Here is a 20,097-nt window from a genome sequence, read left to right as displayed (position 1 = left end):
TGCGCCCTCGGCGGCGAAAACCTCGTCCTTCGACAGGCTCAGGATGAGGTCTTTCCATCATCCGAGCCTGCAATGGTCCTCATCCTGAGCTTGTCGAAGGACGAGGGCCACGCACCGATTTCGGATCAGCCGATCAGCTCGCGCGTCGCGGCCGTGACGTCGGCCTGGCGCATCAGGCTTTCGCCCACCAGCATGGCCTTGGCGCCCGTCGCTTCCATCCGCACCACGTCGGCATGGGTGAAGAGGCCGCTTTCGGTGACCAGCAGCGAACCTTCCGGAGCCAGCTTCGACAGCCGCTCGGTCACCGCCAGGTCGACGACGAAGCTCTTGAGGTCACGGTTGTTGACGCCGAACAGCGTGGCGCCCAGCTTGCCGGCGCGCTCGGTCTCGGCCTCGTCGTGCACCTCGACCAGGGCGTCCATGCCAAGGCGCGCGGCCTCGGCCATCAGCTCGCCGGCCAGCGTGTCGTCGATCATCGCCAGGATCACCAGGATGGCGTCGGCGCCCAGGGCGCGGCTCTCGGCCACCTGCCAGGGATCGACCAGGAAATCCTTGCGGATGCAGGGCAGGGCGGTCGCCGCGCGGGCGGCCACCAGATATTCGTCCGCGCCCTGGAAGCTGGGGCCGTCGGTCAGCACGGACAGACAGGCCGCGCCGCCGGCTTCATAGGCTTTCGCCAGCGCCGGCGGATCGAAATCGGCGCGGATCAGTCCCTTGGAAGGCGAGGCCTTCTTGATCTCGGCGATCAGCGACAGCTTGCCCGGCGCATGCTTGGCCTCCAGCGCGGCCTTGAAGCCGCGCGGCGCCGAAGCGGCCTTGGCGGCGGCTTCCACGTCGCTCTGGGAGCGCGCGGCCTTCCGACCGGCGACGTCCTCGCGCTTGTAGTCGGCGATCTTGGCGAGAATGTCGGTCATGCGGGCAGGGCTTCAGCGTTGGTGGCGGCCACGAGGCCGGCGAGGGCGGCCTTGGCGCGGCCGTCGTCGAGCACGGCGCCAGCCAGCTCCACGCCTTCGCGCAGGGTCTCGACCTTGTCGGCCACCAGGAAGGCGGCGGCGGCGTTGAGCAGCACGATGTCGCGATACGCGCCGGTCTCGCCGTCGAGCAGGCGGGTCAGCGCCGCGGCGTTGAAGGCGGGATCCCCGCCGGTGATCTCGGCCAGCGAGGCGCGCTGCAGGCCCACGGCCTCGGGCGTGATGGTGAAGAGGCGCATCGCCCCCTCGCGCCATTCGGCCACCTCGGTCTCGCCGGTGATGGTCAGCTCGTCCATGCCGCCGCCGTGCACCGACCAGGCGCGTTCCGCGCCCAGGGCTCCCAGCGCGCGGGCGATCGGCTCGACGAAGCGCGGGGCCGAGACGCCGACCACCTGGCGCTTGGCGCCGGCGGGATTGGTCAGCGGACCCAGCAGGTTGAAGATCGTGCGGAAGCCCAGCTGCTGGCGGATCGGCGCCACGTGCTTCATCGCCCCGTGGTGCGACTGGGCGAACAGGAAGCAGATGCCGGCGCTGTCCAGCGCGGCGCGCTGTTGGGCGAGGCTGGCGTCGATATTGACGCCCAGTGCCGCCAGCACGTCGGCGGTGCCCGACTTGGAGGTCACCGCGCGGTTGCCGTGCTTGGCCACCTTCAGCCCGCCGCCGGCGGCGACGAAGCCCACGGCGGTGGAGATGTTCAGGGTGTGCAGGCCATCGCCCCCGGTGCCGCAGACGTCGACCACGTCATACGGATGCTCCAGGTGCACGGCCGCGCGGCGCATGGCGCGGGCGCAGGCGGCGATCTCGCCCACGGTCTCGCCGCGCAGGCGCATGGCGGTCACCGCCGCTGCCACCTGGGCCGGGGTCGGCTCGCCGCGCAGGCAGGCGCTGAAGAAGACCTCGGCGTCGTCTTCCGAAAGGGTCTGGCCGTCGGCCAGCTTGGCCAGCAGGGGCTTGAAAGCGTCGGACATGGTCTTGGCCCCGCCCTAGACCCAGATCTGGGCGTCGCGGCGCACGCCGGCCAGGTCGAGGAAGTTGGCCAGCAACTGGTGGCCGCCCTCGGTGGCGATGGATTCGGGGTGGAACTGCACGCCGTGCACCGGCCGCGTCTTGTGCTGCACGCCCATGATCTCGCCGTCGGCGGTCCAGGCGGTGACTTCCAGCTCTTCCGGCAGGGTCTCGCGGCGCACCGCCAGGCTGTGATAGCGCGTGGCCGTGAACGGGTCGGGCAGGTCCTTGAAGATGCCTGTATTGGCGTGGCGGATCGGGCTGGTCTTGCCGTGCATGACCTCTTTCGCCCGGATCACCTCGCCACCGTAGGCTTGGCCGATGGCCTGGTGGCCCAGGCAGACGCCCAGGATCGCCAGGTCGTCGGGGGCGCCGCGCAGCAGCGGCAGGCAGATGCCGGCCTGGTCGGGGGCCTTGGGGCCCGGCGACAGCAGCACGGCCTGCGGCTTCAGGCCCAGGGCCTCCTGCACCGTCAGATCGTCGTTGCGATGGACGACCGTCTCGGCCCCCAGCTCGTTCAGGTAATGAACGAGGTTGTAGGTGAAGCTGTCGTAGTTATCGATGACCAGGATCATGACGCCGCCTTTCAGGTGTCGCTTCTAGTCCGGTCGGGGGCGGCGCGTCATCCCTTTACGGAAAGAGTTTTTCTGGGAAAGCGCCCAGCGGCGAAGCGCCGCGCCGCCGATCCGTTGCCACCGGGGCGCGAAGAGGCGAAATTTCCCGCATGTCCGTCGCTGATTCCGCCATCGACACCGCCGCCATCGCCTACGCCCGTGCGCTGCTGCGCGCGCCGCGCCGGCGCCAGAAGATGCTGCCGGTGCTGCTGGCCGCCGCCTTCGCCGCCGTGGCCGCGGTCAGCTTCGCGACGGTGATGGTCCTGGCCCCGCCGCTGACCACCCAGCACCTGCCCAAGGAGCGCCTGGGCGACTGACCGGCGCGCACCCGCCCAAAATGAGTTCCTAGGGTTGTGAATTCAACTTGAACGACTCTGGCGGTGCTCTCACCCTCCGGCGATTTTCGGACGCAGGGGGTGCTTCATGCGAAAACTCGGATTGCTGGGCGGCGCGGCCGTCGCCCTGGGCTTCATGGCGGGGACGGCGGCGGCCCAGGACGCGCCGTTCTCGGATCCGCCGGTCCTGACCACCGTGGCGCCCGGTGCGGCCACGCCCGAGGAGCGCCTCGAGATCTTCGGCGAGCTGCCCGCCCCGCCGCCGTCCGGCGACGAGGTCGTGGCCCGCCTCGACGTCGTGCTGCTGCCGTCCAAGATCTGGAACGCCAACAGCGGCATGACCGACGACGTGGAGCTGCGGGCCTATCGCGACGCCCTGCATCCGGCCGAGCCCGGCCGCCCGTACGTCGCCCCGACCCTGGTCTCGCGGCCCGGCCAGACCGTGCGGGTCAAGATCCGCAACCTGCTGCCGGCCGAGGCCAACTGCCCGGGCCACCCCGAGGACATCAACGTCCCGCACTGCTTCAACACCACCAACCTGCACAGCCACGGCCTGTGGGTCAGCCCGGCCGGCATCAGCGACAACGTGCTGCGCCAACTGCCGCCCAACCCCGACTTCACCTACGAGTACGAGTACAACATCCCCGGCGACCACCCGGCCGGCACCTTCTGGTACCACCCGCACGTCCACGGCTCGACGGCGATCCAGGTGGCCAGCGGCCTGGCCGGGGCCCTGGTGATCAAGGGCGACCGCCTGCCGCGCGTCGACGCGGAGACCAAGGCCGTGATCCCCGGCGATGTCGACCTCTTGCTGCGCAAGGCGCCCGACCACGTCTTCGTGCTGCAGCAGATCCAGTACGCCTGTCGCGGCGCGGACGGCAAACCCAAGACCAACGGCGACGGCACCTGGCGCTGCGACAAGGGCGAGGTCGGCAAGCTCGACGGCTACGACCTGTTCGGCGGTCCGCGCTGGAAGACCTCGGGCCGCTTCACCACGGTCAACGGCGCCACCGTCGAGCTGCTCGAGCAGAAGGCCGTGGCCGGCGCGCCAGAGCGCTGGCGCTTCATCCACGGCGGCGTCGCCGACACCGTGAAGGTCTCGATCCGCAAGCGCACCGGCAAGAAGTCGCTGGAGGCCATCGCCAAGGCCGGCGCCATCTCGCAGGACGCCCTGATCGCCAAGGAATGCGCGCCCTCCAGCCAGGCCGTCGCCCAGTTCGAGATCGCCGCCGACGGCCTGACCCGCGATGCGGTGCTGGAGCGGACCTCGACGGTGCTGCAGCCCGGCTATCGCAGCGACATCCTGGTCAGCTTCCCCGAGGCCGGCTCCTACTGCGTGATCGACGAGCAGGTCGACGTGAAGAAGGACGCCATCGAGGGCAGTTCCGACCGTCGTCAGCTTCTGTTCCTCGTCGACGTCGTCGCCGGCCAGCCCAAGGCCGCCACGCCGCGCGACCAGGTCAAGACACTGCTGGTCGAGGCCGCCCGCAACCTGCCGATCACCGATCCGGCCCTGGCCGAGAGCGTCGTGGTCGGCCTGGAGCGCGACTTGTCGCTGGCCGCCTTCAAGCCGCACGCCAGCCTGCTGCAGGCCAAAATCGACCATGACCAGCCGCTGATCTTCTCGCTCAGCAAGGGCAAGCCGACCAAGCCGGGCGGCAAGACCGGGCCGGGCGTGGGCCGCACGGTGGACACCATCCGCCGCTTCGATCCGGACGACTTCTCGCGCACCCTGGTGCTGGGCGACACCGACCGCTGGACGCTGGAGACCGACGACGTCGGCCACCCGTTCCACATCCACGTCAATCCGTTCGAGGTCGAGTCGGTGATCGACAAGGACGGCGCGGACCTGACCCAGCAGGCCGGCTCGCAGTATTTCGGCATGAAGGGCGTGTTCAAGGACACCGTCTTCGTCGAGCCGGGCGTCAAGGTGAACGTGCGCAGCCACTACGCGCGCTACATCGGCGACTTCGTCCTGCACTGCCACATCCTCAACCACGAGGACGCCGGCATGATGGAGATGGTCCGCATCGCCGACCGCGGTCCCGACGGCAAGCCGATGGCGCTGGGTCACGGCCTGACCGACGCCGTGGGTCCCGAAGGCGCGGCCCGGCCCCACACTGGCCACTAAACGACAAAGGGGCGGCCGATCGGCCGCCCCTTCTTCTTTTCCGCTCTGGCGGCCTCAGGCGAAGCGCCAGGCTTCCTCGGCGGCGCGCTTGAGGGCGCGGGACTTGTGCAGGGTCTCGTCGTACTCGGCGTCCGGGTCGCTGTCGGCCACCACGCCGCCGCCGGCCTGGACGTACATCATGCCGTCCTTGACCAGGGCCGTGCGCAGCACGATGCAGGTGTCCACCGAGCCGTCGGCGCCGATGTAGCCCACTGCGCCGGCGTAGCCGATGCCGCGCTTCTCGACTTCCAGTTCGTCGATGATCTCCATGGCCCGCACCTTGGGCGCGCCCGACAGCGTGCCGGCGGGCAGGGCGGCCATCAGCACGTCGACCGGATCGACGTTCGTGGGCGCGTCGCCCTCGACGTTCGAGACGATGTGCATCACGTGGCTGTAGCGCTCGATCGTGAAGCTGTCGGTCACCCGCACATTGGCGTGCTTGCCGGCCTTGGGCTTCTCGTTCGAGCCTGTCTGGCCCAGCATGGCCACGCGGCCCACGTCGTTGCGGCCCAGGTCCAGCAGCATCAGGTGCTCGGACCGCTCCTTCGGGTCGGCCAGCAGTTCCTTCTCCAGCGCCAGGTCTTCTTGCGGCGTGGCGCCGCGCGGGCGGGTGCCGGCGATCGGGCGGATGGTGATCTTGCCGTCGCGCAGGCGCACCAGGATCTCGGGGCTGGAACCCACCAGGTTGAAGCCGTCCAGGTCCAGGAAGAACAGGAACGGCGACGGGTTGGTCCGACGCAGCGAGCGGTAGAGGGCGAAGGCGTCCAGGCCGAAGGGAGCCCGGAAGCGATGGCTGGGCACCACCTGGAAGATGTCGCCGGCCCGGATGTACTCCTTGGCCTTCTCGACGACCTCGCGATAGTCCTCGCGGCTGACCGGGGTGGTGAACTCCATCGGGCCCTGGGGCGCGCGAGGCGCGTCGTGGGCCAGCGGACGGCGCAGGTCAGCCATCACCGTCTCGATGCGCTCACGGGCGGCCGCATAGGCTTCCTTTGCCGACACGCCGGGCGCCGGTCGCGCCGTCGTAGTCAGGATGATCTCCTGGGCGATGGCGTCGAACACGGCCACGATCGAGGGCCGGGTCATGATGCCGTCGGGCAGGCCCAGCGCGTCCGGATTGATGTCCGGCAGCTTCTCGACCAGGCGCACGGTGTCGTAGCCCAGCGCGCCGAAGATCCCCGCCGCCATCGGCGGCAGGCCGGCCGGCAGGTCCATCTTCGACTGGGCGATCAGGTCGCGCAGGCTGTCCAGGGCGCCGCCTTCCAGCGGAGCGAACTTGCCGGCGGCGATGTCGTCGCCACGCGCGATCTCGGCCTTGTCGCCGCGGCAGCGCCAGACGACGTCGGGCTTCATGGCAACGATCGAGTAGCGGCCGCGCCAGGCGCCGCCCTCGACGCTTTCGAACAGGAAGGCGTAGGGGCGGCCGTGGCCGATCTTCAGATAGGCCGAGACCGGGGTCTCCAGATCGTCGATCAGCCGCGTCCAGACCAGCTGCGGAAGGCCGGCGTCGTAGCCGGCCGCGAAGGCGTCGAAGCCGGGCTCCAGGCTCATTGAGCCGCGGCCTTCTTGGCGCCGCCCTTGGCCGCGCCGTCCTTCTCGGCCTTGGCCAGGGCCTCGGTGTCGACGCCGATGGCCTGGCGAGCCAGATTCAGGTTCAGCTTCGGCTTCAGCTTGTCGCGGGCGGCCGTGCGGCCGGCCTGACCGATGTCGCGCATGTAGGCCATGCTGGTCTGCGGGCGCATGGTCTCGGTGGCGCGGGCGATCTCGGCGTTGTCGCCGGCGCGGACGGAGTCGATGCGGCCGACCACGTAGCCGACCTGCGGCGCGCGGGCGGCGAAGACCTCGCCGGGCTTGGCGTTGAACGAGGCGATCAGCAGGTCGCGGCCCAGGGCCTGGTGCTGCTGGGCGTTCTCGCGCGACAGGCCCTGGACCTTCATGACCTTGGCGTTGGCCGAGGCGGCGACGGCTTCCATCGATTCGCCCTTGCGGACGCGGACGGCCAGTTCGTCGGCCTTGGCCTTCAGGCGCTTGACCAGTTCGTTGATCATCCACTGCTGGGCGAGCGGCGCGCGGACCTCGGCCAGCGGGGGCAGGGCGGACTTGTTCACCTTTTCGACGCGGACGGCGAAGTATTCGCCCTTGCCCGCTTCGATCAGGTCGCTCTCGCCGCCGGCCGGCAGGGCGAAGGCGGCCTTCAGCACGTCGGGGGTCAGGCCCGCGGCCGGCTGGCCGCCGAGGTCCGTGCCTTGCGCGGTGAGCGGGGCGGTCGTGACCACCAGGGCGCCGGCCTTGCCGGCGGCGTCGACGACGTTGGCGCCGGCGTCGCGGGCGTCCTGGAAGGCCTGGGTCTGGTCATAGGCCTTGGACTGGGCGGCCTGGACGCGCAGGTCGGCTTCGATCTGCGGGCGCGCGGCGTCCAGCGAGGCGGCCTTGGCGGCGTTGATCTTCAGCACCTTGATGACCGACTGGCCCAGTTCGCCGGCGATCGGCGCGCTGACCTGGCCCTCGGCGAGGGCGAAGGCGGCGTCGGCCACCTTGCGGTCGGGCAGGGCGGTCTTGGGCTTGTCGAGGATCGTCACCGGCTGCTTGCCGTAGGCCTGGGCCACGTTGGCCGGGGCCTCGCCCTTGCGCAGGCGGTCGGCGATGGCGGCTGCGGCCTTGGCGTCCGGGGCGACGATCTGCACCAGCGAGCGGGTTTCCGGCTGGGCCAGGGTGTCCTTGCGGAAGTCGAAGGTCTTCTGCACCTCGGCCGGGTCGACGGTCACCGACGGCTCCAGGGCCTTGGCGCTGAAGCGCACGACCGAGAGGACGCGGGTCTCGGGCAGCGTCAGGCGGGCGGCGTTCTCGGTCATGAACGCCTGCAGCTGGGCGTCGGTCGGCGCGGCCGGCTGCTCGACGCTGGTCGGGTTGATGGCGAAGGCCGAAAGCTCGCGGCTCTCCAGGCCGTAGACCGCCTGCAGGGCCGAATAGATGCGCGGGGTGCGCAGGCCGTTGGCGACGCTGGCGTAGAACTGCGACTGGGCGATCTCGTCGCGCAGCGAGGCCTCGTAGCCGGCCGGGGTCATACCGTTGTCGGCCAGCAGGCGCTGGTACATCTGCTTGTCGAACTTGCCGGTCACCGGGTCGAACGGGCGCGTGCCGGGCGGCAGCTGGCTCAGCTGCTTGTGCAGCACCTCGCCGACCAGGGTCTCGGACGGGCGCACGCCCATCTTCTTGATCAGCTCGGCCATCGATTCCTGCAGCGCCAGCTCCTGGAGCATGCCGCGGTCGACGCCGCGCTGGACGGCTTCGTCCGGCGTCAGGGTCTGGCCCTGCTGCTGCAGCTGGTTGCGGTAGTTGTCGAAGCGCGTCTTGAAGTCCTCGGGCGAAACCGAGCGCGAGCCGACCTCGATCACCTTGTTGGTGCTGGGGCGGCTGAAGACGTCGCTGATCCCGAAGATCGCGAAGCTGACGATCAGCAGGGCGAACAGGACGATCGCGAAGGGCGATTTGGCGAAAGAGCGAAAGCCGGCGAGCATGACGTTTGAAACTACCTTCTTCGATTCCGCCCAATTGCGTGCGCGTGGGCGACCGCCCTGGGGCGACGCATCCGATGCGAGCAAGCGGGTATAGTAGAGGCCAAGGTGCGTGAGCAAGCCGAAGCGGACTTGACTTACCAAGGGAGCGCGTCCCCAAAGCCTCCTCATGACCGTTTCTCTTACGACGCCCCGGCCGTTGATCGCCGGGAACTGGAAGATGTTCGGCCTTGAGGCTTCGCTCGACGAGGCCAGAGCCGTGGCCGCCGCGGTGGCGCAAACCCCGCCCGCGGCGCGTGTCGCCATCTGTCCGCCCGCCACCTTGCTGCACCGCATGTCCGAGGCGCTTTCGGGCGAGTCGGTGATCGTCGGGGGGCAAGACTGCCACGCCGCGCCGCAAGGGGCCTACACCGGCGACATCTCCGCGCCGATGCTGGCCGACGCCGGCGCGACGTTGGTGATTCTGGGTCACTCCGAGCGTCGCGGCAGCTACGACGAGACCTGTGAGGAAGTGTCGGCCAAGGTGCTGGCCGCCCTGGCCGCCGGTCTCGAGCCGGTGATCTGCCTGGGCGAGACCCTGGCCCAGCGCGAGGCCGGCCAGGCCGAACCGATCGTCACCGGCCAGGCCCGCGACTCGCTGCCCGACGACCTGGCCGGCCAGGCCTTCGCCGTCGCCTATGAGCCCGTCTGGGCCATCGGCACGGGCCTGACCCCGACCATCGCCGATATCGGCGCCATCCACGCGGCCATCCGCGCCGTGCTGGTCGAGCGCTTCGGCGACCACGGGGCGAGCGTGCCGATTCTCTACGGCGGCTCGGTGAAGCCCGAGAACGCCGCCGAGATCCTGGCCACGCCGGAAGTCGGCGGCGCCCTGGTCGGCGGCGCCTCGCTGAAGGCCAAGGACTTCCTGGCCATCATCGCGGCGGCTTGAGGTCCGGGCCGGCTGCCCCACCCCGTAAAATCCCCGCGAAAGCGGGGACCCAGGTGTTTTATCGTCGAGCGCCACGCGTTTCAGAAGAAGCCTGGGTCCCCGCTTTCGCGGGGATTGGGCGGATTTGTGGACCGGACGGGGATAGAGCAGCGTGGATCCCCGGCGTTGGTCGAAAACTTCTGAACTAATCCAGCCGCTTGCAACTTTCTCAGCCTCGCCGATCAGACACGCTGAAACCCGCCGTACACTCAAACAGTCCCGTCGCAAGGATCCGGCCCGAAGCGGCGACGTGGATGCGATCGAGCGGGGCCGCCGGAGCTGCGTGAGCAGGGCCGGGCCAGGCTTAAATGAGGATGGGGGACGTAAACCCAGCCATCGGGAGCTTGCCTGACTAGGCTCTCGCCCGTCCGAGGGGGCGCGCCGCCATGCACGCCTGGCCGCCAAGAAACGGGGGCGCATTGCATTGGGAAGGGACAAAGGGCGGAAGAGGCCCGCGCGTCCCGGCCTGAGGAACAACGATCGCGCGGGGCGTTCTGTCTCGTCGAAACGGTACTTGAAACACACACATCCGGGCGAGGCCCGGACGCCCCGCGCCCTCTCCATCAGCTCAGCGCATCCGCGCGAGAGGCCGCGAGGCCGTGCCCCAAGATCCTCCCCCTGAAGGGGGAGGTGGCCCGAAGGGCCGGAGGGGGAAGTATCTGCTGGCGTCGAGGGCGCTGCTGGCTCACCAGCAACTTCCCCCACAGTCGCTCCGCGACAGCTCCCCCTTCAGGGGGAGCATCTTGGCTTCAAAGCTCCAGGTCGAACAACCTGCCGTCCCGGCGTTCGCCGTCGCGGTCGACCTGGCCCTTCAGGTAGGCCGCGCCCTTGAAGCCCAGGTGCTCCAGCAGCTTCTCGGCGCGGGCGTCGCCCACCTGGGTGCGGGCGATGATGTGCTTGAGCTCGCCGGCGGCGGCGTGGGCGAGGAGGGCGGTCACCGCCTCGTGGGCGTAGCCGCGACCCCAGCTTTCGCGGGCGACGATGAAACGCAGTTCGGCCCGGTGGCGGCGCTCGTCGATCTCGACGAACTCGCAGGCGCCGACGAAGTCGCCGGTCGCGGTCAGCCGAACGGTCCAATAGAGCGCCGTGCCGGCCTGCATGTCCTCGACCTGGCCGACGACGCAGGCCGCCACCTCGTCCGGATCCTCCAGCGGCGCGCGGTCCCAGTGGGCCATCAGCTCCGGATCGCTGAGGAACGGATAGATAAGCGGAGCGTCTTCGGCGACCAGCGGCTTCAGCGTCAGGCGTTCGGTCTCGAGAATCATGCGCGCCCTAAAACTTGAAATTGGGGAACTTGAATTGGGAAACTTGAGTTGGCCGGCCGTCGCCCCACCTATGGCGTGCGCGCGCCGGTAGTGGTAGAGGGGCCGCTTCGTTTTTCACAGTCGGTTCGCCGGCTGCCCGGATCGAGAACTGTTTCGTCATGCTCATCGGCATCCTGCTGGCCATCAACATCATCGTCTGCATCGCGCTGATCGGCTTCGTGCTGCTCCAGCGTTCCGAGGGCGGCGCCCTCGGCATGGGCGGCGGCGGCGCCGGCAGCTTCATGACCGCGCGCGGCGCGGGCGACTTCATGACCCGCATGACCTGGATCCTGTTCTCGGTGTTCCTGGTCATCAGCCTGGTGCTGACCGTCCTGACCGGCCGCATCGGCGGCGCCGATTCGGTCGTCGACAAGCTGAAGATCGACAGCCTCGACACCAAGACCCTGAACGCCCCGGTCGCTCCGAGCGTCCCGGCTCCGGGTTCGGCCGTTCCGGCTCCGGGCGCGACCGCGCCGAGCGCCGTGCCGGCTCCGCAACTCAGCGTTCCGGCTCCGGCCGCCCCCGCGCCGGCCGCTCCGGCCCAGACCCCCGCCCAATAAGGGTGGGGGATCGAAACTTGTTTATGAACGTCGGTCTTTTCGCCGCGATCGCCGAATCGCGGGTAATCTGAGCGCCCATGACGCGGTACATCTTCATCACCGGCGGCGTGGTTTCCTCCCTGGGAAAAGGCCTCGCCTCCGCAGCGCTGGGCGCTCTCCTGCAGGCTCGTGGCTACACGGTTCGCCTGCGTAAGCTCGACCCCTATCTCAACGTCGATCCGGGCACCATGAGCCCGTATCAGCACGGCGAGGTGTTCGTCACCGACGACGGGGCCGAAACCGACCTTGATCTGGGGCACTACGAGCGCTTCACCGGCGTGTCGGCCAAGAAGGCCGACAACATCACGACCGGCCAGATCTACAAGACGATCATCGAGAAGGAACGCCGCGGCGACTATCTGGGCGCGACCGTCCAGGTGATCCCGCACGTGACCAACGAGATCAAGGACTTCGTCCTCTCGCCCGCCATGGACGAGACGGGCCAGAAGCCCGTCGATTTCGTGCTGGTCGAGATCGGCGGCACCGTCGGCGACATCGAGGGCCTGCCGTTCTTCGAGGCCATCCGCCAACTGCGCCAGGACCTGCCGCGCGGCCAGAGCTGCTACGTGCACCTCACCTTGCTGCCGTTCATCAAGACGGCCGGCGAGATGAAGACCAAGCCGACCCAGCACTCGGTCAAGGAGCTGCGCTCCATCGGCATCCAGCCGGACATCCTGCTGTGCCGTTGCGAGCAGGAGATCCCGGTCGAGGAAAAGCGCAAGATCGCCCAGTTCTGCAACGTGCGCCCGAGCGCCGTGATCCAGGCTCTGGACAGCTCCTCGATCTATGCGGTGCCGATCGACTATCACAAGGAAGGCCTCGACGCCGAAGTGCTCGACGTCTTCGGCATGGGCGACGCCCCCAAGCCCGACCTGTCGCGCTGGGAAGCCATCGACAACACCGTCCAGCATCCGGACGGCGAGGTCACGATCGCGGTCGTCGGCAAGTATACGGTCCTGAAGGACGCCTATAAGTCCCTCATCGAGGCCCTGCACCACGGCGGCCTGGCCAACAAGGTCAAGGTCAACCTGGACTGGGTCGAGAGCGAGACCTTCGAGGGCGACGAGGGCGCGGCCGCGGCCCGTCTCGAGAACGCCCACGCCATCATGGTGCCCGGCGGTTTCGGCGAGCGCGGCGCGGAAGGCAAGATCCGGGCGGCCCAGTTCGCCCGCGAGCGCAAGGTGCCGTACTTCGGCATCTGCTTCGGCATGCAGATGGCCGTCATCGAGACCCTGCGCAACGTCGCGGGAATCACCGACGCCAGCTCCAGCGAGTTCGGGCCTACCGACCGTCCGGTCGTCGGCCTGATGACCGAGTGGATCAAGGGCAACGAGATGGTGTCGCGCAAGGCCGGCGACGACCTGGGCGGCACCATGCGCCTGGGCGCCTACGACGCCGTGCTGCAGCAGGGCTCCAAGGTCGCCGAGATCTACGGCGGGACCGAGATCGTCGAACGCCACCGTCACCGCTACGAGGTCAACATCGGCTACAGCCACAAGATGGAGGAGGCGGGTCTCAAGCTGACCGGTCGCTCTCCGGACGGCGTGCTGCCCGAGATCGTCGAGCGCGACGACCATCCGTGGTTCATCGGCGTGCAGTTCCACCCGGAACTGAAGAGCCGTCCGTTCGCTCCGCACCCCCTGTTCGCCAGCTTCATCGCGGCGGCCAAGGAGCACGGGCGACTGGTCTGAACTGGCGAGTTGCATGTCTGGAGAGATTCAGGCATAAGCGCGCCCTCACGCGGCGGCTAGGGTCGAACCCGAGTCGCCGCTTTCGATTTTCACGCTCAGCGAGCAGAGTCACTCCGATGGCCGTTCCTAAAAGAAAAACTTCGCCTTCTCGCCGGAACATGCGCCGGTCGCACCACGCCCTGGGCGCCAACTCCTTCGTGGAAGACAAGGACTCGGGCGAGCTGCGTCGTCCGCACCACGTCGACCTGAAGACCGGCCTCTACAACGGCAAGCAGATCCTGACCCCGAAGGAAGACTAAGGTCTTCCTTCCTCGCGTGGCCCCCTTCGAGGGCGCCTCGCCAGGATTTCGCGTCTGACGCTTCGAAAGCGCCGCCCGGCTCGCCTGGGCGGCGCTTTTCGTCGTTTCCAGGCCCAAGCGGTGCTACGATGGCGGCCGGGTCGCCATTGGGACGACCCCAAAAAAGCCAGGAGCGCGGTCAGCGCCCGCAAAGGCGCGATCGAGACTCCGGCGGACTGGGAGGTTCGCCATGTTCACGCGTCGCGCGCTCGCCTCCGGCCTGGGCGCGTCCCTGGCCCTCGGCGCCGCCCCGTTCTCGGCCCATGCCTTCTCGCCGGGCCAGGTTCCTCCGACCACGCCCGTCGCGCCGCCGGCGGCCCCGCCCGTGCCGCTCTACATCATCGACGCGGCGATCGACGATTCGGAGCGGATGACCGTCGAGACCATGATCAACGGCCGCGGGCCCTACCGTTTCGTCGTCGATTCGGGGGCCGACCGCTCGGTCGTCTCCGAGACGCTGGCCGCCGGCCTCGCCCTGCCGCGCGGACGAGACGTCATGGTCCACGGCATCGGCGGCTCGGCCGTGACCCCCACGGCCCATATCGACCAGTTGGTCTCCGGCGAGGCGCGCCTGGCCGGCGTCGAGCTTCCAATCCTGCCGCCCGAACGGGTCGGCGGCGACGGCCTCTTGGGCATCGACATCCTGCAGGACCGTTCGGTGGTCATGGACTTCAAGCGCAAGCGCCTGGAGGTCCGTCACAGCACGCCCGAGTACCGCTTCTTCCGCCGGGCCCAGGAGGTGCAGGTCGTCGCCGACCAGAAGTTCGGCCGCCTGACCATCGTCAACTGCCGGATCAACAACATCCGCACCCTGGCCTTCATCGACTCGGGCGCGGGCTCGTCGATCGGCAACATGGCCCTGTCGCGCGCCATCCAGGCCAAGCAGCGCAGGGGCGCCGATCCGGCCCTGGCCGTCCGCCTGCAGGGCGTGGCCGGCGGCGAGACCATCGGCGAGTACCGGATCATCAAGTCGATGAACATGGGCGAGCTGCGCATGACCAACCTGGCCGTGGTCTTCGCCGACCTGCACATCTTCGATCACTGGAAGATCAGCGACAAACCCGCGATCCTGCTGGGGGTCGACGTCCTCAAGCTTTTCGCCCGGGTGGAACTGGACTTCGGCGCCGAGCAGCTGCTGTTTCGGCTGGGAGCCGAGCGGCCGACACTGCAGGCCTGACGCGGCGGAACTTCACGCTGGTCGAACGCCGGTCTTGGTTGCGGCGACGCAGCGCGGCGGCTAAGGGGAAGCGCCTTTTCTTTCGGGAGCTCCCATGACCGAGATCGTCGACATCATCGCCCGCGAAATCCTCGACAGCCGCGGCAATCCGACGGTCGAGGTCGACGTCGTCCTCGAGGACGGCGCCTTCGGTCGCGCCGCGGTGCCGTCGGGCGCCTCGACCGGCGCCCACGAAGCCGTCGAAAAGCGTGACGGCGACAAGTCGCGCTATCTGGGCAAGGGCGTGCGCCAGGCCGTCGACGCCGTCAACGGCGAGATCTTCGACGCGCTGTCGGGTGTCGACGCCGAAGACCAGCGCCGCATCGACAGCCTGCTGATCGGCCTCGACGGCACGCCGAACAAGTCGCGCCTGGGCGCCAACGCCATCCTCGGCGTCTCGCTGGCCGTGGCCAAGGCCGCCGCCGAGTCGGCCGGCCTGCCGCTGCACCGCTACATCGGCGGCGTGAACGCCCGCGTCCTGCCGACCCCGATGATGAACATCATCAACGGCGGCGCCCACGCCGACAACCCGATCGACATCCAGGAATTCATGATCCTGCCGACCGGCGCGGCCAGCTTCTCCGAAGCCCTGCGCATGGGCGCCGAGATCTTCCACGGCCTGAAGAAGGCTCTGAAGGACGCCGGCCACAACACCAACGTCGGCGACGAGGGCGGCTTCGCCCCGAACCTCGCCTCGGCCGAAGCCGCGCTCGACTTCATCGTCAAGGCCGGCGAAGCCGCCGGCTACAAGGCCGGCGACGACTTCCTGCTGGGCCTGGACGTCGCCTCGACCGAGTTCTTCAAGAACGGCAAGTACGAGCTGGAAGGCGAGGGCAAGTCGCTCGACCCGGCCCAGATGGTCGACTACCTGGCCGACCTCGTCGCCAAGTTCCCGATCGCCTCGATCGAGGACGGCATGGCCGAAGACGACTTCGCCGGCTGGAAGCTGCTGACCGACACCCTGGGCAAGAAGGTCCAACTGGTCGGCGACGACCTGTTCGTGACCAACCCGGCCCGCCTGCAGATCGGCCTGGACCAGGGCCTGGCCAACTCGATCCTGGTGAAGGTCAACCAGATCGGCACGCTGTCGGAAACCATCGACGCCGTCGAGCTGGCCCACCGCCACGGCTACACCAGCGTCATGAGCCACCGCTCGGGCGAGACCGAGGACAGCACCATCGCCGACCTGGCCGTGGCCCTGAACTGCGGTCAGATCAAGACTGGCTCGCTGGCCCGTTCGGACCGGCTGGCCAAGTACAACCAACTCCTGCGCATCGAGCAGCAGCTGGAAGACCAGGGCGTCTACGCCGGTCGCGCCGCCCTCAAGGGCCGCTGATCGGATCCATCCTCGGATGAACAAGAGCGCGTCGGGTTCGCCCGGCGCGCTTTTTTTGTTTGGGCCCGGCGTTGCTTCGGCCTGGCCCAGGTCAGCCTTTCAAAAGCTGCGCCCTGGCGCGGATATCGGCCAATGTGACGTCCTTCTTCATGATCATATAGCCGGTCACGGCGTGCCAGCCGTCCTCGCCGACGCCGCCGGTGTCGCCGTCGGTGACCGATCCCGTCACGCGGTCGGTGGTGGGCATGACCGGTTTGCCGGGGAGGGCGATCTCGCCCAGCACCAGGTCGTTGGCGTTGTTGGTGCGATTGCGCCAGCCGCAGGTCTCGAAACGCACCAGGCGTTCGGGCGCGAAGGCTTGGGTCAGCAGCATCAGCTTCATCGTGCCCGTGGCGGCGATCTCGGCCTGCTGCATGGCCTTCACCTCCAGCCGCGACACGGCCCGCCCGTAGGTCACCCAGCGATCCTCGCCCTCCCACAGCGTGCGGAAGATCGAGGCGTTCATCGGAATCACCAGGCCGCCGCCGAAATCGAGCCTGGGTGGGTCGCCCTTGATCATGTTGGGTCCGCCGCGGCGGCCCTTGATGACACCATCCTCGCTGCGCTGCCGAGCAGCGGCGGGGAGGGCGATGGCGACGCCCGTCAATCCGGCCAGCATCTGTCGTCGAAGCATGTCTTCCTCCCCCGAGGCGCATCGATTTTCCGACATGCTAGGCGCGCATTCGCCCGATCGATCAACCCTTGCGGATGATTTCACTGCCTCAACAGCGACGATTCTGAGGCGCTGGCGCCTCCGAAACAGGCTTGACCGGCGTTCGATCAAAAAAGTTGGACCACATTTTTTCTATAAGCGTGGCCGTGCTTAGAAAAACAGAGGTTTCCGATGCTCTCGCGGATGCGAAGGAAATGCCGCGATGCGGTATCTCGATGCCCCTGAAACGGTCTCACTTGAAAGTATTTTCGCGCCACCCGCGAGAGACTTGCAAGCCCTTTGCGTCGTTGGGGATTTAGATCGTGTTAAGCACGTTCTGGCAGCTTGAAGCTCCCTGTCCGGGATTCGCCGATGTTCGCTCGACTGCAACCTTACCTGCCGACCGCGGCGCTCCTTCTCCTGATCACGTACTTCGTCTTTCACGCCCTGACGGGCGAGAGAGGCCTGCTTTCCTCGTCTCAACGCAACGCGGACTTGGCCGCCAAGACGATGGAACTTAAGAAGATCCGCGCTGAGAGGATGGACCTGGAGGCCCGGGCTCGTCTATTACGCAGCGGCAGCTTGTCGGCTGATCTCCTGGAGGAACGCGCGCGTTCGCTCCTTGGATATGCCGATCCCAAGGACTACGTGATCCGCACCAAGCGCTAAGCTGGGTCGGCTCCCGCCGGTCCTAAGCTGCCTTGTAGACCACGCTTCGAGTTGCAGCTCGAGGGGCGGTCTAGGCGTCAACACGAGCGTTCTCCAGCGCCGAAAAGCCGCACCGCGGCGGGCAATGGAAGCCTCTGAGATGAAGGCCGTTATGACGATTGGCCAGGGAGAGTTTAATGGCGCGAACGCGCAAGGGTGAAGCCCCGGCGGAGAAGGCTACCGACACCGGTGTCAACGCCTTCGTCGGCAAGGAAGAGCTTCTCAAATTCTATCAGGACATGCTGCTGATCCGCCGCTTCGAGGAGCGCGCTGGCCAGCTTTACGGCATGGGCCTGATCGGCGGGTTCTGCCACCTCTACATCGGTCAGGAAGCCATTGCGGTCGGCATGCAGTCGATCTCGCACAAGGGCGACCAGATCATCACCGGTTACCGTGACCACGGCCACATGCTGGCCGCAGGCATGGACCCCAAGGAAGTCATGGCCGAGCTTACCGGTCGCGCTGGCGGTTCGTCGCGCGGCAAGGGCGGCTCGATGCACATGTTCGACATCGAGACCGGCTTCTACGGCGGCCACGGCATCGTCGGCGCCCAGGTGGCGCTCGGCACCGGCCTGGCGCTGGCCAACCACTACCAGGGTAACGGCAACGTCTCGTACGCCTACTTCGGCGACGGCGCGGCCAACCAGGGCCAGGTCTACGAGAGCTTCAACATGGCCCAGCTGTGGAAGCTGCCGGTCGTGTACGTGATCGAGAACAACCAGTACGCCATGGGCACCAGCGTCGAGCGTTCGGCGTCGGAAACCGCCTTCCACAAGCGCGGCGTCTCGTTCCGGATCCCGGGCGAGGAAGTCGACGGCATGGACGTGGTGGCCGTGCGTGAAGCCGGCGCCCGCGCCAGCGAGCACGCCCGCAGCGGCCAGGGTCCCTACATCCTCGAGATGAAGACCTACCGCTACCGCGGCCACTCGATGTCTGACCCGGCCAAGTACCGCACCAAGGAAGAGGTCGACGAGGTCAAGACGACCCGCGATCCGATCGACCACATCAAGGAACGCCTGGCCGCGGCCGGCGTCACCGAGGACGATCTGAAGGTCGTCGACGGCGAAGTGAAGCGTATCGTGGCCGAAGCGGCCGAGTTCGCCCGCACCAGCCCCGAGCCGGACCCCTCCGAACTCTACACCGACGTATACCTGGAGGCCGCCGAGTGACGGACATCCTGATGCCCGCGCTTTCCCCCACCATGGAGGAAGGCACCCTGGCCAAGTGGCTCGTCAAGGAAGGCGACACCATCAAGGCCGGCGACGTGATCGCCGAAATCGAGACCGACAAGGCGACGATGGAAGTCGAAGCCGTCGACGAGGGCGTGGTCGAGGCCATCCTCGTTCCGGCCGGTTCGGAAAACGTCAAGGTCAACACGATCATCGCCAAGCTGGCGGGTGAAGACGGCGCCTCGGCGTCGGCTGCTCCGGCCGCCGCCCCGGTCGTCGCCGAAGCCGCCCCGGCTCCGGTCGCCGCGGCTCCGGCCCCGATCGCCGCCGCCTCGAACTTCGCGGATCCGGAACTGCCGGAAGGCACGCCGACCAAGAAGATCACCGTGCGCGACGCCCTGCGCGACGCCATGGCCGAAGAGATGCGTCGCGACGACCGCGTGTTCCTGATGGGCGAGGAAGTCGCCCAGTACCAGGGCGCCTACAAGGTCAGCCGTGAACTCCTGCAGGAGTTCGGCGACAAGCGCGTCATCGACACCCCGATCACCGAGCACGGCTTCGCCGGCATGGGCGTCGGCGCGGCGATGGCGGGCCTGAAGCCCATCGTCGAGTTCATGACCTGGAACTTCGCCATGCAGGCGATCGACCACATCATCAACTCGGCCGCCAAGACGCTCTACATGTCGGGTGGTCAGATCAAGTCGTCGATCGTGTTCCGCGGTCCGAACGGCGCGGCTTCGCGCGTTGGCGCCCAGCACAGCCAGGACTACGCGGCTTGGTACGGCAACATCCCGGGCCTGAAGGTCATCGCGCCGTATGACGCGGCCGACGCCAAGGGCCTGCTGAAGGCCGCCATCCGCGATCCGAACCCGATCGTCTTCCTCGAACACGAGATGATGTACGGGCACGAGTTCGACATCCCGGACGTCGAGGACTACGTCGTGCCGATCGGCAAGGCCAAGGTTCGTCGTCAGGGCACGGACGTGACCCTGGTCGCCTACAGCCGCATGGTGGGCTTCGCCCTGCAAGCCGCTGAAGCGCTGGCCGCCGAGGGCATCTCGGCCGAGGTCGTCGACCTGCGGACCATCCGTCCGATGGACCACGCGACGATCCTGGAAAGCGTCAAGAAGACCAACCGCCTGGTCACGGTCGAGGAAGGCTGGGGCCCGATGGGCGTCGGCTCCGAGATCGTCGCCCGCATCACGGAGTTCGGCTTCGACTACCTGGACGCCCCGCCGCTGCGGGTCCACCAGGAAGACGTGCCGCTGCCCTATGCGGCCAACCTGGAAGCCCTGTCGCTGCCGTCGGTCGACAAGATCGTCAAGGCGGCCAAGGCGGTCTGCTACCGCTGAGACCGGCGCGGCCCCCGCTCCCGATGAGCGGGGGCCGCATCGTCTTGGCCAACGAATTCATCCCGCCCCAGGGCGGGGTATCGTGGACGCCGACCACCTTGGTCGAAGCCGTC

At 68.1% G+C, this 20,097-nt stretch carries 18 protein-coding genes; 11 read left to right on the top strand and 7 right to left on the bottom strand.

Going from position 1 to position 20,097, the window contains the following annotated elements:
* Nucleotides 1-125 precede the first annotated feature (125 nt).
* Genes trpC through DDF62_RS23580 form a run of 3 tightly spaced genes read right to left on the bottom strand, consistent with a single transcriptional unit; the run spans nt 126 to nt 2,551 of the window.
* Nucleotides 126-914 (bottom strand): indole-3-glycerol phosphate synthase TrpC, encoded by a 789-nt coding sequence (gene trpC, locus DDF62_RS23590; protein WP_116491373.1) that lies wholly within the window; start codon nt 912-914, stop codon nt 126-128.
* Nucleotides 911-1,939 (bottom strand): anthranilate phosphoribosyltransferase, encoded by a 1,029-nt coding sequence (trpD, locus tag DDF62_RS23585; protein WP_116491372.1) that lies wholly within the window; start codon nt 1,937-1,939, stop codon nt 911-913. Before trpD ends, trpC begins: the two co-directional genes overlap by 4 nt.
* A gap of 15 nt (nt 1,940-1,954) precedes the next feature.
* Nucleotides 1,955-2,551 carry an anthranilate synthase component II gene (locus tag DDF62_RS23580; RefSeq protein ID WP_116491371.1) on the bottom strand — a complete coding sequence of 199 codons (597 nt, stop codon included), beginning with the start codon at nt 2,549-2,551 and terminating at the stop codon, nt 1,955-1,957.
* A gap of 149 nt (nt 2,552-2,700) precedes the next feature.
* Between DDF62_RS23580 and DDF62_RS25785 the strand changes: the two genes are divergently transcribed.
* Both DDF62_RS25785 and DDF62_RS23570 read left to right on the top strand, forming a co-directional pair.
* Nucleotides 2,701-2,907: a hypothetical protein gene (locus tag DDF62_RS25785; RefSeq protein ID WP_165255608.1), complete on the top strand. Its 207-nt coding sequence runs from the start codon at nt 2,701-2,703 to the stop codon at nt 2,905-2,907.
* A 106-nt stretch (nt 2,908-3,013) separates the two neighbouring features.
* Nucleotides 3,014-5,056 carry a multicopper oxidase family protein gene (locus DDF62_RS23570; RefSeq protein WP_133244984.1) on the top strand — a complete coding sequence of 681 codons (2,043 nt, stop codon included), beginning with the start codon at nt 3,014-3,016 and terminating at the stop codon, nt 5,054-5,056.
* 54 nt (nt 5,057-5,110) lie between these two features.
* Here DDF62_RS23570 and trpE read toward each other — a convergent pair whose 3' ends face one another.
* On the bottom strand, nt 5,111-6,646 hold the full coding sequence (trpE, locus tag DDF62_RS23565; protein WP_116491369.1) for an anthranilate synthase component I: 1,536 nt from the start codon (nt 6,644-6,646) through the stop codon (nt 5,111-5,113).
* Nucleotides 6,643-8,613, bottom strand: a complete 1,971-nt coding sequence (locus DDF62_RS23560; protein ID WP_116491368.1) for a peptidylprolyl isomerase — start codon at nt 8,611-8,613, stop codon at nt 6,643-6,645. Before DDF62_RS23560 ends, trpE begins: the two co-directional genes overlap by 4 nt.
* 166 nt (nt 8,614-8,779) lie before the next feature.
* On the opposite strand from DDF62_RS23560, the gene tpiA reads away from it, so the two are divergent.
* Complete coding sequence (gene tpiA / locus DDF62_RS23555) at nt 8,780-9,541, top strand: triose-phosphate isomerase (protein ID WP_116491367.1); 762 nt, start codon at nt 8,780-8,782, stop codon at nt 9,539-9,541.
* Nucleotides 9,542-10,329: 788 nt separating this feature from the next.
* On the opposite strand, the gene DDF62_RS23550 is transcribed toward tpiA, so the two are convergent.
* Nucleotides 10,330-10,845, bottom strand: coding sequence for a GNAT family N-acetyltransferase (locus tag DDF62_RS23550; RefSeq protein ID WP_116491366.1), 516 nt, complete (start codon nt 10,843-10,845; stop codon nt 10,330-10,332).
* A gap of 158 nt (nt 10,846-11,003) precedes the next feature.
* Here DDF62_RS23550 and secG point away from each other — a divergent pair, with 158 nt between their 5' ends.
* The 5 genes from secG to eno all read left to right on the top strand — a co-directional run bounded on the left by secG (nt 11,004) and on the right by eno (nt 16,064).
* Entirely contained in the window at nt 11,004-11,444 is a 441-nt protein-coding gene (secG, locus tag DDF62_RS23545; RefSeq protein WP_116491365.1) for a preprotein translocase subunit SecG, read from the top strand.
* 77 nt (nt 11,445-11,521) lie between these two features.
* The gene (locus tag DDF62_RS23540; protein ID WP_058348874.1) at nt 11,522-13,174 is read left to right on the top strand and encodes a CTP synthase; all 1,653 of its coding nucleotides are present in this window, start codon (nt 11,522-11,524) and stop codon (nt 13,172-13,174) included.
* A 116-nt stretch (nt 13,175-13,290) separates the two neighbouring features.
* A complete protein-coding gene (rpmF, locus tag DDF62_RS23535) occupies nt 13,291-13,473 on the top strand; it encodes a 50S ribosomal protein L32 (protein WP_007671126.1) in 183 nt (60 codons plus the stop codon).
* A 229-nt stretch (nt 13,474-13,702) separates the two neighbouring features.
* On the top strand, nt 13,703-14,689 hold the full coding sequence (locus tag DDF62_RS23530; RefSeq protein ID WP_116491364.1) for a retroviral-like aspartic protease family protein: 987 nt from the start codon (nt 13,703-13,705) through the stop codon (nt 14,687-14,689).
* 94 nt (nt 14,690-14,783) lie between these two features.
* Nucleotides 14,784-16,064: a phosphopyruvate hydratase gene (gene eno / locus DDF62_RS23525; RefSeq protein WP_116491363.1), complete on the top strand. Its 1,281-nt coding sequence runs from the start codon at nt 14,784-14,786 to the stop codon at nt 16,062-16,064.
* 91 nt (nt 16,065-16,155) lie between these two features.
* Here eno and DDF62_RS23520 read toward each other — a convergent pair whose 3' ends face one another.
* A complete protein-coding gene (locus DDF62_RS23520; protein WP_133244983.1) occupies nt 16,156-16,737 on the bottom strand; it encodes a hypothetical protein in 582 nt (193 codons plus the stop codon).
* Nucleotides 16,738-17,127: 390 nt separating this feature from the next.
* Between DDF62_RS23520 and DDF62_RS23515 the strand changes: the two genes are divergently transcribed.
* The 3 genes from DDF62_RS23515 (at nt 17,128) to DDF62_RS23505 (ending at nt 19,984) form a co-directional block, all read left to right on the top strand.
* Nucleotides 17,128-17,424, top strand: a complete 297-nt coding sequence (locus DDF62_RS23515) for an FtsB family cell division protein (protein WP_058348879.1) — start codon at nt 17,128-17,130, stop codon at nt 17,422-17,424.
* A 176-nt stretch (nt 17,425-17,600) separates the two neighbouring features.
* Nucleotides 17,601-18,632 (top strand): pyruvate dehydrogenase (acetyl-transferring) E1 component subunit alpha, encoded by a 1,032-nt coding sequence (gene pdhA / locus DDF62_RS23510; RefSeq protein ID WP_116491361.1) that lies wholly within the window; start codon nt 17,601-17,603, stop codon nt 18,630-18,632.
* Nucleotides 18,629-19,984 (top strand): pyruvate dehydrogenase complex E1 component subunit beta, encoded by a 1,356-nt coding sequence (locus DDF62_RS23505; RefSeq protein ID WP_116491360.1) that lies wholly within the window; start codon nt 18,629-18,631, stop codon nt 19,982-19,984. Before pdhA ends, DDF62_RS23505 begins: the two co-directional genes overlap by 4 nt.
* Nucleotides 19,985-20,097: the final 113 nt, after the last annotated feature.

Source organism: Caulobacter radicis (assembly GCF_003094615.1).
Taxonomy (GTDB): Bacteria; Pseudomonadota; Alphaproteobacteria; order Caulobacterales; family Caulobacteraceae; genus Caulobacter; species Caulobacter radicis.
Note: the sequence above shows the minus strand (reverse complement) of the source record. Positions and strands in the feature narration are given on the sequence as shown.

Excerpts from the sequence above, each read along its gene's own strand:
- trpC (WP_116491373.1), bottom strand. The coding sequence starts at position 914 with ATGACCGACATTCTCGCCAAGATCGCCGACTACAAGCGCGAGGACGTC.
- pdhA (WP_116491361.1), top strand. The coding sequence starts at position 17,601 with ATGGCGCGAACGCGCAAGGGTGAAGCCCCGGCGGAGAAGGCTACCGAC.
- secG (WP_116491365.1), top strand. The coding sequence starts at position 11,004 with ATGCTCATCGGCATCCTGCTGGCCATCAACATCATCGTCTGCATCGCG.
- trpE (WP_116491369.1), bottom strand. The coding sequence starts at position 6,646 with ATGAGCCTGGAGCCCGGCTTCGACGCCTTCGCGGCCGGCTACGACGCC.
- DDF62_RS23550 (WP_116491366.1), bottom strand. The coding sequence starts at position 10,845 with ATGATTCTCGAGACCGAACGCCTGACGCTGAAGCCGCTGGTCGCCGAA.
- DDF62_RS23580 (WP_116491371.1), bottom strand. The coding sequence starts at position 2,551 with ATGATCCTGGTCATCGATAACTACGACAGCTTCACCTACAACCTCGTT.
- DDF62_RS23570 (WP_133244984.1), top strand. The coding sequence starts at position 3,014 with ATGCGAAAACTCGGATTGCTGGGCGGCGCGGCCGTCGCCCTGGGCTTC.
- DDF62_RS23530 (WP_116491364.1), top strand. The coding sequence starts at position 13,703 with ATGTTCACGCGTCGCGCGCTCGCCTCCGGCCTGGGCGCGTCCCTGGCC.
- rpmF (WP_007671126.1), top strand. The coding sequence starts at position 13,291 with ATGGCCGTTCCTAAAAGAAAAACTTCGCCTTCTCGCCGGAACATGCGC.
- DDF62_RS23540 (WP_058348874.1), top strand. The coding sequence starts at position 11,522 with ATGACGCGGTACATCTTCATCACCGGCGGCGTGGTTTCCTCCCTGGGA.
- DDF62_RS23560 (WP_116491368.1), bottom strand. The coding sequence starts at position 8,613 with ATGCTCGCCGGCTTTCGCTCTTTCGCCAAATCGCCCTTCGCGATCGTC.
- tpiA (WP_116491367.1), top strand. The coding sequence starts at position 8,780 with ATGACCGTTTCTCTTACGACGCCCCGGCCGTTGATCGCCGGGAACTGG.
- DDF62_RS23515 (WP_058348879.1), top strand. The coding sequence starts at position 17,128 with ATGTTCGCTCGACTGCAACCTTACCTGCCGACCGCGGCGCTCCTTCTC.
- DDF62_RS23520 (WP_133244983.1), bottom strand. The coding sequence starts at position 16,737 with ATGCTTCGACGACAGATGCTGGCCGGATTGACGGGCGTCGCCATCGCC.
- DDF62_RS25785 (WP_165255608.1), top strand. The coding sequence starts at position 2,701 with ATGTCCGTCGCTGATTCCGCCATCGACACCGCCGCCATCGCCTACGCC.
- trpD (WP_116491372.1), bottom strand. The coding sequence starts at position 1,939 with ATGTCCGACGCTTTCAAGCCCCTGCTGGCCAAGCTGGCCGACGGCCAG.
- eno (WP_116491363.1), top strand. The coding sequence starts at position 14,784 with ATGACCGAGATCGTCGACATCATCGCCCGCGAAATCCTCGACAGCCGC.